The organism is Pseudomonas sp. FG47 (assembly GCF_057809115.1).
The window spans coordinates 55845-71671 of record NZ_JBMDJI010000018.1; the positions used below are offsets into that span (position 1 = coordinate 55845).

At 65.9% G+C, this 15827-nt stretch carries 13 protein-coding genes and 1 tRNA gene; 9 read left to right on the top strand and 5 right to left on the bottom strand.

Annotated features, from left to right (window positions below; all coding sequences use genetic code 11):
• Positions 1-136: 136 nt before the first annotated feature.
• The gene (locus tag ACODS5_RS15130; protein WP_489109038.1) at positions 137-2026 is read left to right on the top strand and encodes a propionyl-CoA synthetase; all 1890 of its coding nucleotides are present in this window, start codon (positions 137-139) and stop codon (positions 2024-2026) included.
• 34 nt (positions 2027-2060) lie between these two features.
• Here the strand turns inward: ACODS5_RS15130 and zapE are convergent, their stop codons facing one another.
• Both zapE and ACODS5_RS15140 read right to left on the bottom strand, forming a co-directional pair.
• Entirely contained in the window at positions 2061-3161 is a 1101-nt protein-coding gene (zapE, locus tag ACODS5_RS15135) for a cell division protein ZapE (protein ID WP_256660234.1), read from the bottom strand.
• 108 nt (positions 3162-3269) lie between these two features.
• Positions 3270-3512, bottom strand: coding sequence for a hypothetical protein (locus ACODS5_RS15140; protein ID WP_134690207.1), 243 nt, complete (start codon positions 3510-3512; stop codon positions 3270-3272).
• 324 nt (positions 3513-3836) lie between these two features.
• Here ACODS5_RS15140 and ACODS5_RS15145 point away from each other — a divergent pair.
• Positions 3837-3911 (top strand) — tRNA-Gln (locus ACODS5_RS15145).
• 197 nt (positions 3912-4108) lie between these two features.
• Here the strand turns inward: ACODS5_RS15145 and ACODS5_RS15150 are convergent.
• Genes ACODS5_RS15150 through ACODS5_RS15160 form a run of 3 tightly spaced genes read right to left on the bottom strand, consistent with a single transcriptional unit; the run spans position 4109 to position 9231 of the window.
• Entirely contained in the window at positions 4109-6493 is a 2385-nt protein-coding gene (locus ACODS5_RS15150) for a response regulator (protein WP_489109039.1), read from the bottom strand.
• 11 nt (positions 6494-6504) lie between these two features.
• Entirely contained in the window at positions 6505-6966 is a 462-nt protein-coding gene (locus ACODS5_RS15155; protein WP_134690209.1) for a response regulator, read from the bottom strand.
• A gap of 15 nt (positions 6967-6981) precedes the next feature.
• Positions 6982-9231: an ATP-binding protein gene (locus tag ACODS5_RS15160; protein WP_489109040.1), complete on the bottom strand. Its 2250-nt coding sequence runs from the start codon at positions 9229-9231 to the stop codon at positions 6982-6984.
• 260 nt (positions 9232-9491) lie between these two features.
• On the opposite strand from ACODS5_RS15160, the gene ACODS5_RS15165 reads away from it, so the two are divergent.
• The 7 genes from ACODS5_RS15165 to ACODS5_RS15195 all read left to right on the top strand — a co-directional run bounded on the left by ACODS5_RS15165 (position 9492) and on the right by ACODS5_RS15195 (position 15816).
• Positions 9492-10019 carry a Csu type fimbrial protein gene (locus ACODS5_RS15165; RefSeq protein WP_489109041.1) on the top strand — a complete coding sequence of 176 codons (528 nt, stop codon included), beginning with the start codon at positions 9492-9494 and terminating at the stop codon, positions 10017-10019.
• Positions 10020-10043: 24 nt separating this feature from the next.
• Positions 10044-10580: a Csu type fimbrial protein gene (locus tag ACODS5_RS15170; protein ID WP_134690244.1), complete on the top strand. Its 537-nt coding sequence runs from the start codon at positions 10044-10046 to the stop codon at positions 10578-10580.
• Between the two features lie 17 nt (positions 10581-10597).
• On the top strand, positions 10598-11131 hold the full coding sequence (locus ACODS5_RS15175; protein ID WP_489109042.1) for a Csu type fimbrial protein: 534 nt from the start codon (positions 10598-10600) through the stop codon (positions 11129-11131).
• A 3-nt stretch (positions 11132-11134) separates the two neighbouring features.
• Positions 11135-11638 (top strand): Csu type fimbrial protein, encoded by a 504-nt coding sequence (locus ACODS5_RS15180; protein WP_256660236.1) that lies wholly within the window; start codon positions 11135-11137, stop codon positions 11636-11638.
• Positions 11639-11672: 34 nt separating this feature from the next.
• Entirely contained in the window at positions 11673-12449 is a 777-nt protein-coding gene (locus ACODS5_RS15185) for a fimbrial biogenesis chaperone (protein ID WP_134690212.1), read from the top strand.
• Positions 12450-12517: 68 nt separating this feature from the next.
• On the top strand, positions 12518-14851 hold the full coding sequence (locus tag ACODS5_RS15190; RefSeq protein ID WP_134690246.1) for a fimbria/pilus outer membrane usher protein: 2334 nt from the start codon (positions 12518-12520) through the stop codon (positions 14849-14851).
• Entirely contained in the window at positions 14848-15816 is a 969-nt protein-coding gene (locus ACODS5_RS15195; RefSeq protein WP_134690213.1) for a Csu type fimbrial protein, read from the top strand. The genes ACODS5_RS15190 and ACODS5_RS15195 overlap by 4 nt, the downstream gene beginning before the upstream one ends.
• Positions 15817-15827 lie beyond the last annotated feature (11 nt).

Consider the following 15827-nt stretch of genomic DNA (forward strand, 5'->3'; position numbering starts at 1 on the left):
GGGGCTGACTATTCTAGAGCGTTAGTCCCTGCAAATCTGCATATGGGTTGCGACTTAAGTCCGATGGCGAGGGCGCAGGGCCGGTCCATACTCCAGGCTCGCCCTTCAATAACAACAAGTACCGGGTTGCGAACCAATGACCTATCAGCACAGCTACGCCCATTCCATTGCCGATCCCGCGGCCTTCTGGCAGGCCCAGGCCGAACAGCTGGCCTGGCAGCGCAAGCCTTCCATCACCTTGCAGCGCAACGCCGATGGCACCCACCGCTGGTTCGCCGACGGTCGCCTGAACAGCTGTTACCTGGCCCTTGACCAGCAGATCGAGCAGGGCCGTGGCGAACAACTGGCGTTGATCTACGATTCGCCCGTGACCGGCGCGCAGCAAACCTTCACCTACCTGCAACTGCGCGACGAAGTCGCGCGCCTGGCCGGCCTGCTGCGCAGCCTGGGCGTGGGCAAGGGCGACGGGGTGATCATCTACATGCCGATGGTGCCCCAGGCGGCCATGGCCATGCTCGCCTGCGCGCGCATCGGCGCGGTGCACTCGGTAGTGTTCGGTGGCTTTGCCGCGAACGAGCTGGCGCTGCGGATCGACGATGCCCGGCCCGCCTTGCTGCTTACCGCCTCCTGCGGCCTGGAGTTCGACCGGGTGATCGAGTACAAGCCGCTGGTCGACCGCGCCCTGCAACTGGCCCGCCACCAGCCGCGGCATGTGCTGGTGCTGCAGCGGCCCCAGGCCCGCGCCGAGCTGCAAGCCGGACGCGACCTGGACTGGCAGCAGGCACTGGGCGGCGCCGAGGCGGTGGCACCTGTGGCGCTGGATGCCGGTGACCCGCTGTACATCATGTACACCTCCGGCACCACCGGCAAACCCAAGGGAATCGTCCGCGAAAACGGCGGCAACGCGGTCGCCCTGTGCTATGCCATGCGGCATATCTATGGCATGCAGGCCGGTGACGTGTGGTGGGGTATTTCCGACGTCGGCTGGGTGGTTGGCCATTCGCTGATCGTCTACGGGCCATTGATGAGCGGCTGCACCACGCTGTTCTACGAAGGCAAGCCGATTCGCACCCCGGATGCCGGGGCCTATTGGCGTATCGTCGAGCAGTATCGGGTCAACGGGCTGTTCTGCGCGCCTACCGCCATGCGGGCCATCCGTAAGGAAGACCCGGAAGGCGAGTTGCTCCGTGGGCATGACCTGAGCTCGCTGCGCCAACTGTTCCTCGCCGGCGAGAAGCTCGACTCCAGCACCCACGCCTGGCTCGAGCGGGTCACTGGCAAGCCGGTACACGACCACTGGTGGCAGACCGAGACGGGCTGGCCGGTAACCGCGCCGTGCGTGGGGCTTGAAGGCAGCGCTGCGCGAGCGGGGTCGAGCAACCGCGCGGTGCCGGGTTACCACGTGCAGGTGCTGGACGATGACGGCAAGCCGCTGGGGCCTAACCAGCAGGGCGCCATCGTCATTGCCTTGCCGTTGCCCCCTGGCTGCAGTCAGACCTTGTGGGGCGATCACCAGCGGTATTTGCAGGCCTACCTGCACAGTTATCCAGGCTACTACCACACCGGTGACGGCGGTTACCTGGACGATGACGGCTTCGTCTACATCATGGGGCGCACCGATGATGTCATCAACGTCTCCGGCCACCGCCTGTCCACCGGCGAGATGGAGGACCTGGTGGCGCGCCATCCGGCGGTGGCCGAATGCGCGGTGATCGGCGTGCACGACGAGATCAAGGGCCAGGTGCCGTTGGCGCTGGTGGTGCTCAAGGACGGGCAGGGCATTGGCGAGGTGCAGCTGCAGGGCGAGCTGGTGGCCAGTGTGCGCGAGCAGATTGGCGCCTTGGCTTGCTTCAACCGGGTGCGGCTGGTCAAGCGCCTGCCCAAGACCCGTTCGGGCAAGATCCTGCGGGCGGTGCTGCGCAAGATTGCCGATGGGCAGGACTACGCGCCACCCTCGACCCTGGATGATCCGGCGGTACTGGCTGAGCTCGAGGGCGTGCTGGCGGACCTGCCCAGGGCGGGCTGAGCCCATCGCGCAGCGCCGTTTCCACCAGGCGCCTTCAGGGCAACTGCGCAAGCGCTGGTGCGCCGATGCGAGTTGCCCGGTGGTCGCTGGCGTCGAGCTGCTGCAACTGCCCCAGCCGGCTGCGGGTGCGCATCAGGTCGGCGAGCGTCCCGCCCAGGCTTTCAGCCAGTGCCCGCTTGCCGATCAGCGTTAGCTGACGGTCCTGGTCGTACAGCACGTCCACCAGGTTGATGAAGCGCTGTTGCGCGGCCAGCGAGCACTCGGCCAGGTCGTTTAGGCCGTCGATGATCCAGTGCTCGTAACGCTCGGCCAACACCAGGTAGTCGATGACCGCGGTGGCTTGCTCGCACAGGTCGCTGAAGGCGAACATCACCTGGCCGCCAGCCTCGGCCAGCACTCGCAGCGGGCGCTGGTTGATCGCCAGTACCACGGGCTGTACTGGCGGTATACCCAAGGCTTGGCGTTGCGCCGCGTCCCCCGGCCAGATGTAATGCCCCTGGGTGAACCGTTGCTGCGCGCGGTTGGTCGGCAGGCTGCGAAAATCGGTTGCGCCGTCGACCTCCAGCACCTGCATATGGCCGTTGATCAGGTGGATCACCGGCAGGAAGCGTTGGTGATAAAGCGGGTTGGGCAGCAGGCCCTCGGGGGCATAGTTGCTGGTCAGCAACAGAAACACACCGCGCCTGAACAAGGCATCGAACATACGGGTGAGCAGCATGGCGTCACCGATGTCGTGCACGTGAAACTCATCGAAGCACAGCACCTGCACATCGCCCAGCAGTTCATCGAGCGTTGCGCCGAGGGCATCGTTCAGCAGGCGATGGCGATGCATGCCCTGGTGCAGGCGAGCGAAGAAATCATGAAAGTGCAGGCGCCGCTTGGCGGGTGTTGGCACGGCCTGGAAGAAGCCGTCGAGCAACCAGCTCTTGCCACGCCCCACGGCGCCATGCAGATACAGGCTGCGTGCCCGGCCATGGTCGAGCGCAGCCAGTTGCGTGGCCATGGCCTCGATTACCTGGCGCTGGCCGGTGCTCAGGGTATAGCCGCACGCCGCCGCCCGGCCCTGGAAAATGTCGAGCAGGGTGCTGGCCGGAGGGCTGCGGCGGCGCAGCACGGCGGGTATCCAGGTGGGCACGGTGGGTTCCTCACGGTCGAGACAGGGCAGCGCGCAGCTTGCGCGCGCATAGGCATTTTGACCAATCGAGAAAATGCCGGGCAATGATCGTGAAAGGTGATAGGTCGCTCAGCCCTTGCGCGCCAGTTGCCGTTCGATCATGTACTTGATCGCCAGGCGGCGTTCCTTGAGGTGGCGCAGGTCTTCGTCCGCGAAATTGCCCGCCGAGATCGATTCGGCGGCCAGCACCTGGTTGTCGATGTCGACGTACTCGTCGAGCAGGCGGTCGAGTTGCTTGTCCTGCTGGCGGCGCTGCTGGACGATTTCGCGGGGGTAGTGCAGGTCCTGGTAGAGATCATGGGAAGCTGGCATGGCGCCCTCCTTGTGAATGCGCAGATAGGTCTCTACCTGATTGGAAGGGGCGAAGCCGAATGTGTTGAAGCGAGGCGGTGGAAAAGCGACGAATGGCTTATGACCGAAGCGTCGTGGCGCCTGGCCCTGGCTGGCGCGGTGTTCGCCGGCGAGGCCGGCGCCTGTGGGCAAGGAGGCGACGGAAAACCACGGCGCATCGAGCAGAACTACTAACTTGCTGTTTTCCTATGATTTTTTTTAAAAAAAGCTTCCCACCTGAGAAAAACGTTGTTAAAGTGCGCGCCATTGCTGAGCAGCGACACACGCAGCGACAGCAGTATCTACAGGGGCGTCGCCAAGCGGTAAGGCAGCAGGTTTTGATCCTGCCATGCGTTGGTTCGAATCCAGCCGCCCCTGCCATATTTGAAAAAATCGCCGAAAGGCGATTTTTTCGTTTCTGCGTAGGTGAAAAGCCCTGTTGCTCTGTATGAAAAGCCTTGAAACGAAGGTCAGGCAAGGCGAAAACAGCCGAGCAAGCGCAGTGTACTGAAGCACATGAGCATCCGAGGCTGTTTTCAACGCCGCATGAGCGAGTATCAAGGCTTTTCGTACAGTGCCTAGCGCGGGTCCAGCAGCTCTGCCAGGGCTTGGGCCAGCAGCTGCTCGCTCACCGGTTTCTGTATCACCGCACTGTGCGGCAACTCCAGCCCCTGCAGCTCGGCGTAACCGGTCAGAAACACCACCGGCAGACGGGGAAAGCGTTCGCGGGCGGCCAGCGCCAGTTGAGCACCGTTGAACTCCGGCATGGCGAAATCGGTGAGCAGCAGCTCGACCTGTTCATCTAGCAACGCCAGCGCCTGCTCGCTGCTGTGGGCCTGGCGCACATTGCAGCCATAGCGGCGCAGGACGTCGCCAATCATTTCGCGCACCAGGTGATCGTCATCCACCAACAGCACATGGCGGTCAACGACGCGTTGCGCCAAGGCGCTGGAAGTGTCCTGTTCGGGGGCGATCTCCACGGCTTGTTGATGGACCGCCGGCAGGTACACGGTGACCTGGGTGCCACGGCCTGGGGCGGTCTCGATGCGAACCCCGCCGCCGGATTGCTTGGCGAAGCCGAACACCTGGGCCAGGCCCAGGCCCGAGCCCTTGCCGATATCCTTGGTGGTGAAGAATGGCTCGAACACTTTGGCCAGCACCTCTTCGCTCATGCCGCACCCGCTGTCGCGAATCGACAACACCACGTATTCGCCGGGCTCCGGGTCTTCTGGGCGATGCGGGCGGGCGCTGACCCGGTTGTTGCGGGTGCTCAGCGTCAGTTGGCCGCCCCCAGGCATCGCATCGCGGGCGTTGATGGCCAGGTTGAGGATGATCATCTCGGTCTGGGTCGGGTCGATCAACGCTTGCCACAGGCGGGGGGCCAGATCCAGGCGCACCGCGATGCTGCCGCCCAGGGTGCGCCGCAGCAGTTCTTCCAGGCCAGACAGGGTGCGGTTGAGGTTCAGCGGCACCGGCTCGAGCCTTTGCTTGCGTGAAAATGCCAGCAATTGCGCGGTCAGCTTGGCGCCGCGCTCGCCGGCTTCGCGAATGTGTTGCAGGCGGCTGTGCGCCTTGTCCACAGAACCGCGTTCCAGGTCGCGCTGCAAGAAGCTGGCGCCGGTAAGAATCACCGTCAACAGGTTATTGAAGTCGTGCGCCACCCCGGCGGTGAGCTGACCGACCGCTTCCAGGCGCTGCATCTGCTGCAACGCGGCTTCGATGCGTTCGCGTTCGGCGATCTGCTCGCGCAGGCGCGCGTTGGCTTCGGCCAGCTCCAGGGTGGCCTCGCGCTCGCTGGTGATGTCGCGAGCGACCACGTAGAGCATGCTGTCATCCGGCACCACCACCCAGGACAGCCAGCGCTGCTGGCCGCCGGCGTGCAGGATGCGGCCAACGAAGCGGGCGCTGGTGCGCCCCAGCGACAGCGCCGCCAGCTCCGCGAGAAAACCATCCTGGTCGGTTTCGGGCAACAGCTGCAACAGCGAGATTCTTCCCAACTGCTCACGGGTAAAGCCCAAGCTGGCTTCCCAGGCTGGGTTCAGGGCCACGGGGGTCAGGTCCTTGTTCAGTACCGCCAGCAGGTCCTGGGACAGTTCCCAGGCGCGGTCACGCTCACGGGTGCGGCGCTCGACCCGCTCGCCGAGCATCTCGTTGAGCTGTTCCAGCGCGCGGGTGGCCTGACGCTGTTGATGGATGTCCTGCAATACCCCGGAGAAACGCAGGCAGCGGCCGTCGACGAACTGGGTCTGGCCGCTGGAAAGCAGCCAGCGGGGCTCCAGCCCAGCCGGCTGGTCGATGCGAAACTCGGCGCGGTACAAGCCGTCGCTGTCCGGTTGCATGGCTTGCTCGACGGCGTCGCGAACCCGCGCCCGGTCGTCTGGATAGATCCCGGCATAGAAGACTTCGAGGGTCATCTGGGTATCGGACGGCAGGCCGAACAAAGTTTTGCAGCGGTCATCCCACAGCAGCAGGTTGTCCTGCGGTCGAAAATCCCAGGTACCCATGCCCGCCGCGTCGATGGCGATGCGCGCGCGTGCCTCGACGTCCGCCAGCGCTTCTTCGGCGCGGCGTCGGCGCTGGCGTTCCTGCACCTCGGTCATGGCCCTGCGCACGGCCTTGGGCAGCAGCGGCAGGTTTTTCTTCAGCACATAGTCGGTGGCGCCGAGGCGGATCATCTCCACCGCGTGTTCTTCGCCGTAGATCCCCGACAGAAAAATGAAAGGCACGTCGGCGGCCAGGCGCTGGGCGATGGCCAGCACCTCGGTCCCGGACGAACCCGGCAGTACGCAATCGCACAGGATCAGGTCATAGCTGGCTTCTAGCAGGGCATGTTCCACGCCGACATGGTCGAACACCAGCCGCGATTGCACATGCAGCCCACTGCGCTCCAGGCGCAGCAGGGTCAGTTCGGCGTCCATGCTGCTGTCCTCGACCAGCAACAACCTGATGGGCGTGTTCGGCATCGTCGCGGCGCTCAAGGCTTGCTGCGCCGGTTCAGACGCAGCGAGCCGGGTGGCGGCTCGTTGAGCACGGCCCAGAACACCCCCAGTTCGGAAATGGCGGCAACGAACTCCTTGAACTCCACAGGCTTGACCACATAGGCATTGACGCCCAGCTCATAGGCCCGCAGCAGGTCCGGCTCTTCTCGCGAGGAGGTCAGCATCACGGTGGGGATGCTGCGCAGCTCTGCGGTATCGCGCACCTGTTTGAGCACTTCCAGGCCGTCCACCTTGGGCAGCTTGAGGTCCAGCAGCAATACGGCCGGGTTGCCGTCGTCGCGTGCGGCATAGCTGTTGCGCCGCAGCAGGTAGTCCAGTGCTTCGGCGCCGTCGCGCAGCACGATGACTTCGTTGGCCAACTGGCTGCGCTCCAGTGCAAGGAGGGTCAACTCCAGGTCCCTGGGGTTGTCTTCGACCAGCAGGATAGGTTTGAGCATGTGGGTAACGGTGCCTCAGGAGTGCGCTTGGAAGCGCGGAAGTACGAAATGGAAGCTGGCGCCCTGGCCGGGTTGGCCGTAGGCCCAGACTCGACCGTCATGGCGTTCGATGATGCGGCGCACGCTGGCCAGGCCGATACCGGTGCCTTCGAAATCTTCCATGCGGTGCAGGCGCTGGAACACACCGAACAGCTTGTTGGCATAGGCCATGTCGAAGCCGACGCCATTGTCGCGGACATACACTTCCGTCTCCCGTTCGTGTTGCACGGAGCCGACCTCGATGCGTGCCGGGGCACGGTCGCGGCTGTACTTGATGGCATTGGACAGCAGGTTGTGCAAGACCATGTTGATGAACGCCGGGTCGGCGATGACCTTGGGCAATGGGGCGATCTCCCAGATGACTTCACGTCCCCGGTAGTCGGGCTCGAGCTCGACGCGAATGCTGTCGACCAAGGCATTGAGGTCGACGTCCGACAGACGCAGGGCGGAGCGGCCCATTTGCGAGAAGTTTAGAAGATTGTCCACCAGCGAGCCGGCAAATTGCGCAGCCTCGCCAATGTGGGTGAGGAAGCGGTGGCCGCGTTCGCTCAAACGCTCGCCTTCGATCTCGCCGAGCAGTTCCGAATAGCCGGCGATATGGCGCAGTGGCGCCCGCAAGTCATGGGACACGCTATAGGAAAACGCCTCGAGTTCCTTGTTCGAACGCTTGAGCTCGCCGGCCAGTTGCGCCAGCTCCTCGGCCTTGCGCAGGACGATGCCTAGCACAGCGCTGCGCAGCTCGAGCACGGCATCGAGGATCATCGGGCTCCAGGGCAGGCTGAAGCCGCGCACCACCTCTTGCCAGCGGGCGAAGCTGTGGCGCGGGCTGAGTTGTCCCAGGGGGCTGATCGTCTTGTCGGGACGCCCGGCCCAGTTGACCCGACGCACTTGCTCCGGGCGGAACCACACCAGATAGTGCGAGTGGATCTGGGAAATCGCCACGGCCAGCACGCCGCCGACCTGATCGGCCAGTTCCGCAAGCTCGTCGATGTCCCGCCCGACATTGTCGCTATGGAACACCAGTTCGTCCCCCCGGCGGGCCAGCCAGTGCACCAAGGCGGTGACCTGGGCCTCGGAGGGTGTGTCGCCGATCAGGTCGCAGCGTTCGGCGCTGATGATCGCGGCGCCGCTGGCGTCGGCGAAGGCCAACAGGACTTCGGGAAGGTCGAGCAGGCCTGCGCTGACACTGTCGTGGTCGGCCATCGAGGCCAGCATGCGCACGATGCGTTCGCGCAGCGCCAGTAACGTACGGGTGCTGTCATGGGACTCGCGCGATTCGATCTGCAGCGACAGCACGCTGGCCAGCAGTTCGCAGGCGGTGCGGGTCTGGAAGTCGACGGCGCGGGGTTGCGCGTGGTGGCAGGAGATCAGTCCCCAGAGTCTGTCGTCGACCACGATCGACAGCGACATGGACGCCAGTGTCTCCATGTTGCGCATGTATTGCAGGTGCACGGGCGATACGCTGCGCAGCGTGGCGAAGCTCATGTCCAGGGGGCGCCCGGTACGTGGGTTGAGGGTAGGGTGCAACGGCGAGGGTTGGTAGTTGGCGTCCTCGATCAGGCGGATGCGGTTGATCCGATACAGCTCGCGGGCCTGGCGCGGAATATCCGAGGCCGGAAAGCACAAGCCCAGGTAGCTGGGGTAGCCGGGATCGGCCAGTTCGCTCAGCACCGTACCGTTGCCCTCGCTGTCGAAGCTGTAGGCCTTGACCCGGCCGAAGCCGGTGATGCGTTTGATCTGCTCGACCGAGTGCTGCAGCAACTCTTCGATGCTGTTGGCCTGGTGCAAGGTGTCGACGAAGGCGCGCACCAGTGGGTAGTAGTCGCCCTGGAGCGGCCCGCTACGGCGCTGGCTGGGCTCGAACTCGAGGATCAGCAGCTGCTCGTGGCGGTGCGCGAGTACCCGCAGCAGGCCCTGGCAGGGTGCGCCCTGGCGCAGCTGCAGATCGCCGATATGAAAGGGAAACGCCTGTGCATCGGGCAGCAGGGCCAGTTGCTCGCGCAGCTCGAAGCCTTCGCGCACCAGCGCGCGGAACGGCATGCCGAGCACTTCGCTGGCACGCAGGCCGAGCCACTGCTCGACGTTCTCGCTGGCCTGCAGCACCTCGAGCGCGGTCTCGTCCAGCACCAGCAGGAAGCCCTGGGGCTGGATACTGCCCGGGACCCGGATCGGTTCCTCGGCACAGCGCTCGATGGCTTGGTCCAGTGGTGTGGGCGCGTTGCTCAAGGGAAAACTCCTGTCAGGCCTGTGCACGGGTTGCAGCTTGCCATGCACGGTATCAGAAGGCCGGTCGTTTTGCCGGTATCTGGGTGTTGGAGGGGCGTTCGACGCAGAGGTTTCGTTGAATCCTTTTGTCGGTAGGCACCAGCCTTGCTGGCGAAGCACCCGCCATTTTCATTAATGCCAAAGAAGGGTAGGGCCGCGCGTTCGTCAGCCAATCGCGCTGCTACGCTCAAGCTCAACCCCTCCAGACAAGGAACCCGCTGGTGTTGGAACGCGTAGTCACCGTGCTGCTGGCCCTGTGTGCCTGCTCCAGTGCCCTGGCCGCAGACTTTCTCGTCGAGGTCCAGGTTTTGGTGCAGCGTGGCTGCATGCTGGTCAGCCAGCAACGCGATGCCGGCGCCCAGGCCTTGGGTGTCGTCGACCTCGGGGCCGCGCCGCGCCTCGATGGCGCCGATGCGCCCTTGAGCGGCGTGCTGCTCAGCCAGCGTCCGCCACGCCTGGAATGCAACCCCGACACCCCGTATCAGGTTCGCGTCGACGGTGGCCAGCACGGCGGCGTCGGCGAGTTGCGTTACCTGGCCAGCAGCGATGCCCGATCCCGGCCGATCCCATACCGCCTGTACGCTGACCCCAGCTGGCGCCAGCCGCTGGCGGTGAATGTCGCACAAGCGGCGCGGGTCCCGGACAGCGGCGTGGTGGAGCTGCCGCTGTACGCCAGGATCGACAAGCTGGCCTGGGTCCCGCGCGCCGGGCTGTACGCCGACCTGCTCAAAGTCACGGTCACCTGGTAGGAGGAGGCACCGCACATGGACGCGCTGCACCGTACTTCACTGCTGTTGCTCACCCTCGGCCCGCTGTTGTTGCCCGCTGGCGTGGCCCATGGCAGCAGTACCGGCTTCATCCAGGCGCGGCTGGTGATCAGTGCCGCCTGCCAGATCAGTAGCGACCCGCAGCAGCCGGCTTCGCTGGGTAACCCAGGCCTGCTTGACTTCGGCGCCCGTGGCCCAACCTGGGACCGGCCCTTGACCAGCAGGGTCGACGAAGCGGGGGGCGAGGGCAGCCTGCAGATCAGTTGCACGCCCCAGGTACGTGCCTTCAGCGTGCGCATCAATGGCGGCCTCAATGGCGGCGACGGCGTGCGCCGGCTGAGCAACGGCCGCGAGCTGATTCCCTACCAGCTGGCCATCGACCCGGGCGGCAACAGCCGCTACGGCATCGGTCAGGCGCGAACCTTCACTATCAGCAGCACCCAGCAAGTACCTGTGCCCATCTACGGTGTGGTCATCGCGCAGCCGCGCGCGCTGCCTGCCGGGCTGTATCGCGACACCCTCAGGGTGACCCTGGACTGGTAACACGCAAGGAGATTTCGATGCCCACCCCTACCATCCGCTGCATCCTCGCCGGCCTGGGCCTCGCCCTGGGCGCCCAGGCCCAGGCCGCCACCGTGACCGGCACCATCAGCTCGACCCTGACCTTGACCGCTGCTTGCCAGGTCAATGGCAGCGGCGGCACCTCGGGGCTGAACTTCGGTAGCCTCAACTTCGGCACCCAGGACTCGTTGTTCACCACCGCCAATGGCCAGGTGCTCGGCGGTGGTGGCGGGGCCATGAGCATTCTCTGCTCGGCAGGCACGGTGCCGACTATCAAGGTGCGTGCCGGAACCCATGATTCGCAGTCCGCCGGCGGGACCCGGGCCTTGGCCGATGGCGCGGGCAATTTCGTGCCCTACGACTTCTACACCGACGCCGGCCACACCCAGCTGTTGGCGATCGACGGCACCATCACCCTGCCGACCAGCACCGGCGTGGCGCAGACCGTCAACCTGTATGGCCAGGCCCGGGGTAAAGCCGGCCTGCCGGCCGGGGTGTACACCGACACGGTGGCGGTCGAGCTGAGCTTTTGAGCCATGCCAGGCGCTGCGCGGCTACTGGCGGTCGGCTTGTGCCTGACCTTGACCCAGGGCGCCCACGCGGTCACCACCAGCACCTTCCAGGTGACGGCGCAGATCGTCGCCGGCTGCCTGGTGGTGGGCGGCGTGACGGCCTATGGCGTGCTCGACTATGGCACCAGCTCGGCACTGTCCACGGCCACCCTGAGCACCTCGCTCGGCGGCAGCACGGTGACTTTCCAGTGCACCCCCGGCGTGGCCCTGAGCATGAGCCTGGACGGCGGTCAGAACAGCGCCAGCGGCACCCGCAACCTCAAGCGCTCGGGCGGCACGCAGCTGCTGGCCTACCAGTTGTTCCGCGACGCCGCGTTCAGCCAGAGCCTGGGCATCGGCAGCAGCGTGGCGGTGAGCTACAGCGACCCGACCGCGATCAAGCTGCCGGTCTATGGCCGTACCACCCTGACCGGCACCTTGCCGGCGGGGACCTACACCGATGTCGTGCAAGTGACGGTGACCTGGTGAAAGGCCACTGCGGATAACAGAAAAGGAGAGGGGCATGGGCGCAGGCGCTAACTGGGCGCGTGGGATCATCGGGCTGCTGCTGTTGGCCAGTGCACCGGCTTTCGCGGCCACTTCGGTTTTGATCTGGCCGATCGACCCGGTGCTGGAGGCTGACCAGAAGGCCGGCGCGCTGTGGCTGGAAAACCGTGGCACGGCGCCGGCCAGCCTGCAGGTGCGGGTGTTTGCCTGGCACCAGGGCGAGTACCAGGAGCAGTTCCAGGCCCAGCGCGAGATCATCGGTAGCCCGCCTGTGGCCAATATCCCGGCGGGCCAGAAGCAACTGATTCGTCTGACCCGCACGGGCAGTTCGCCCGCGGGCCAGGAGCAGGCGTACCGGATCATCATCGACGAAATCCCCTCGCCGTTGCCGGCTGATGCCGCCAGCGAAGGGCCGAAGGCGGCGATCCGCCTGCAGATGCGTTATTCGGTACCGCTGTTCGTCTACGGCGAAGGGCTGTGGGGCAAGCCCGACCCAGAGGGCAAGCGCAGTGCCGAAGGCGTGGGCAAGCCGCAGTTGAGCTGGCGCGCGGTGACGGTACAGGGCAAGCCCTATGTCGAGCTGCGCAACAGCGGGCCTGTGCATGCGCGCCTGACCGATGTGGTGCTGCAGCAGGCTGGCCAGGACAGGCCATTGGTCGAAGGGCTGCTCGGCTATGTGTTGCCCGGCGCCAGCATGCGCTGGCCGGCCCCGGCCACGCCGGGTGCTGCCAGCGTGCTGAAAGGGCGGGTCAACGGCCAGGAGGTGGCGCAGGCCATCAAACAGGGTCAATGAACCACGCTTGAACGGATCACAGGGGCCAGGGAGGACCCGGCGATGGTTGGAAATCGTGTGTGAGCTGGATGCGGGTGGCAACGCACCGGTTGTGGCTGGGCCTGGCGGTGCTGGGGCCCGGCCTGGGCGTGGCCGACGAGCTGCCGCCGCCGCCTTCGGAACATGCCGCCATCGCCGACGCCACGCTGTACCTCGACCTGCTGGTGAACCAGGTGGCCAAGGCTGAGCTGGTGCCGGTGCAGCAGCGCGCCGGGCGCCTGTACCTGGCCAGTGAAGTGCTGCGCGCGGCGGGCGTCAGGCTGCCGGGCGAGCCTCAGGGCGAGGTGGCCCTGGACGACATCTCTGGCCTGCACAGCGACTACGACAGCCAGAACCAGCGCCTGCTGCTGCAGGTGCCGCCGGCCTGGCTGCCCGACCAGCAGGTCGGTGATCGCAACCTGTACCCGGCCAGCGATGCGCGCAGCAGCTTCGGCGCCTTGCTCAACTACGACGCCTACCTCAACGACACCGATGAGGGCGGCAGCTACCTGGCCGCCTGGAACGAGCTGCGCCTGTTCGACGACTGGGGCACCTTTTCCACCACCGGGCAGTGGCGCCAGTCGTTCAATGGCGCCACTGCCCAGGGCCGCCAGGGCTTCCTGCGTTATGACACCACGTTCCGCTACACCGACGAACAGCGCCTGCTCACCTATGAGGCCGGCGACCTGGTGACCGGCGCGCTGCCCTGGACTACCTCGGTGCGCGTGGGCGGCCTGCAACTGTCCCGCGACTTCGGCGCCCGTCCCGACCTGGTCACCTATCCACTGCCGGCCTTTGCCGGCGAAGCCGCCGTGCCGACTTCACTGGACCTGTTCATCAACGGCTACAAGAGCAGCAGCACCGAGCTGCAGCCCGGCCCCTACACCCTGACCAATGTGCCGTTCATCAATGGCGCCGGCGAAGCGGTGGTGGTCACTACCGATGCCTTGGGCCGGCAGGTGTCGACCACCTTGCCGTTCTATGTCACCAGCAGCCTGTTGGCCAAGGGCCTGTCGGACTTCTCGGTGGCCGCCGGCAGCCTGCGCCGCGACTACGCCGTGCGCGATTTCGCCTATGGCCCGGGTGTGGCCTCGGCCACCTTGCGCCACGGCGTTTCCGATTACTTCACCGTGGAAACCCATGCCGAGAGCGCCGAGGCGCTGATGCTCGGCGGCCTGGGCGGCAACTTGCGGCTGGGCACCTTCGGCGTGCTCAATGCGGCAGTGACCCAGAGCCGCTTCGAAGGCGATACAGGCCAGCAGCTGGCGCTGGGCTACCAGTACAACAGCCGGCGCATCGGCTTCAACTACCAGCGTGTGCAGCGCCATGGCGACTACGCCGACCTGTCGCGGGTCGACAGCCCCTACACGCGCCTGAGCCAGCGCAGCGAGCAGGCGACCCTGAGCCTGAACCTGGACAGTTACGGCAGCCTAGGTGCCGGCTACTTCGATGTGCGCGCCGGTGACGGCACGCGCACGCGGCTTATCAACCTCAGCTGGAGCAAGCCGCTGTGGCGCAACAGCAGCCTGTACCTGTCGGCCAACCGCGAGGTCGGTGACAGCCAGTGGGCGGTGCAGGCGCAACTGGTGATCCCCTTCGACCTGCGCGGTACCCTGGCCGTCAGCGCCGAGCGCGGCAAGGACGGCCAGGACCTGCAGCGGGTCAACTACAGCCAGGCGGTGCCGGTGGGGGGCGGGGTGGGCTACAACCTGGGCTACGCCACCGGTGGCAATCGCGACGACTACCGCCAGGCCGACCTGACCTGGCGCCTGCAGTCGGTGCAGTTGCAGGTGGGCGCCTACGGCAGCAGCGGCGAGATGACCCGCTGGGCTGACGCCAGCGGTTCGCTGGTGCTGATGGACGCGGGGCTGTTCGCCGCCAACCGCATCGACGATGCCTTCGTGGTAGTCAGCACCAGCGGCTATGCCGATGTGCCGGTGCGCTACGAGAACCAGCAGATCGGCCGCACCGACCGCAATGGCCATTTGCTGGTGCCGTACAGCAGCGGCTATTACCGGGGCAAGTACGAGATCGACCCCATGGAGCTGCCGGCCGATGTCCTCGCGCCGCAGGTGGAGCAGCGCGTGGCCGTGCGCCGTGGCAGCGGCTACCTGCTGGAGTTCCCGCTCAGGCGGGTGCTGGCGGCGAGCCTGGTGCTGGTCGACGGCAATCAGCAGGAGCTCAAGCTGGGCAGCCGGGTACGCCACCAGGAAAGCGGCACCGAGGCGGTGGTGGGCTGGGATGGGCTGGTCTACCTGGAGAACCTGGCGCCGCACAACCGCCTGCAGGTGGACAAGGCCGATGGCGGGCAGTGCCAGGTGGCGTTCGACTTGCCTGAAGGGGAGGGGCCGATTCCGTTGATCGGTCCGCTGGTGTGCCAGTGAATGTTCGACGGCACGGCCTGCTGTTTGGCCTGTTGCTGGCGCCATGCCAGGCCTGGGCACTGTGCTCGTCGGTGGCCACCACGCCAGCGGCGTTCGGCACCGTCAACTCGACGCTGGTCCGTACCACCGTGCAGACCGCCTCGAGCACCAATTCCGGCTTGCAGTGCACCGGCTCGCTGCTCAGCCTGCTGTCCAGCAATGACCACTTCTACGCAACCATCACGCCCGCCTCCGGTGGCCTGGTCGGCCCGACCGGCGATGTCATCAACTACACCCTGTATGCCGACAACAGCGTCAACTACCCGATCACCCGGGGCGTTGCCTTCGACTTTGCGCGCAATGGCATCATCGACCTGCTCGGCCTGCTCAATGGCCCGACGCCCAAGTCGGTACCGATCTACCTGCGTACACAGATCGGCAGCAACGTCGCCGCGGGCCTGTACCAGGAGACGCTGACCGTGGCCTGGAGCTGGAACTACTGCTCGGGCATCGGCATCGGCAGTATCTGCCTGGGGCGCGATATCGGCAGTGGCAGCAAGACCCTGAACGTCAGCCTGACGGTAAGCAACGACTGCCAGATCACCACGCCCAACATCAGCTTCGCCAGCGCACCGGTGGTGGCCGGGTTCGGCACGGTGAACCAGAGCCTGAGCGTGTCGTGCACCAAGGGCAGCAACTACACGGTGGGGCTGGACGACGGACAGAACGTGTCGGGCGGGCGGCGGCGGATGAAGTCCAGTGCCAACAACTACCTGGCCTACGACATCTTCAAGAGTGCCGGCGTGGTGCGCTGGGGCTCGGTGGGCGCGGCGCGGCGTTCGAGCAGCGATGCCGAGGTGAACCCCGGGGCGGGGACCGGCACGGGCAGCCAGGTGTTCAACTACAACGCCAAGGTGTACACCGACCAGGCCACGCCGCCGGCGGCGACCTACACCGACAGCGTGATTCTGGATGTGCAGTTTTGAGTGCTGGCGTA

Coding starts and splice junctions, on each gene's coding strand:
- ACODS5_RS15180 (WP_256660236.1), top strand. CDS start 11,135: ATGCCAGGCGCTGCGCGGCTACTGGCGGTCGGCTTGTGCCTGACCTTG.
- ACODS5_RS15185 (WP_134690212.1), top strand. CDS start 11,673: ATGGGCGCAGGCGCTAACTGGGCGCGTGGGATCATCGGGCTGCTGCTG.
- ACODS5_RS15190 (WP_134690246.1), top strand. CDS start 12,518: ATGCGGGTGGCAACGCACCGGTTGTGGCTGGGCCTGGCGGTGCTGGGG.
- ACODS5_RS15150 (WP_489109039.1), bottom strand. CDS start 6,493: ATGCCGAACACGCCCATCAGGTTGTTGCTGGTCGAGGACAGCAGCATG.
- ACODS5_RS15175 (WP_489109042.1), top strand. CDS start 10,598: ATGCCCACCCCTACCATCCGCTGCATCCTCGCCGGCCTGGGCCTCGCC.
- ACODS5_RS15155 (WP_134690209.1), bottom strand. CDS start 6,966: ATGCTCAAACCTATCCTGCTGGTCGAAGACAACCCCAGGGACCTGGAG.
- ACODS5_RS15140 (WP_134690207.1), bottom strand. CDS start 3,512: ATGCCAGCTTCCCATGATCTCTACCAGGACCTGCACTACCCCCGCGAA.
- ACODS5_RS15130 (WP_489109038.1), top strand. CDS start 137: ATGACCTATCAGCACAGCTACGCCCATTCCATTGCCGATCCCGCGGCC.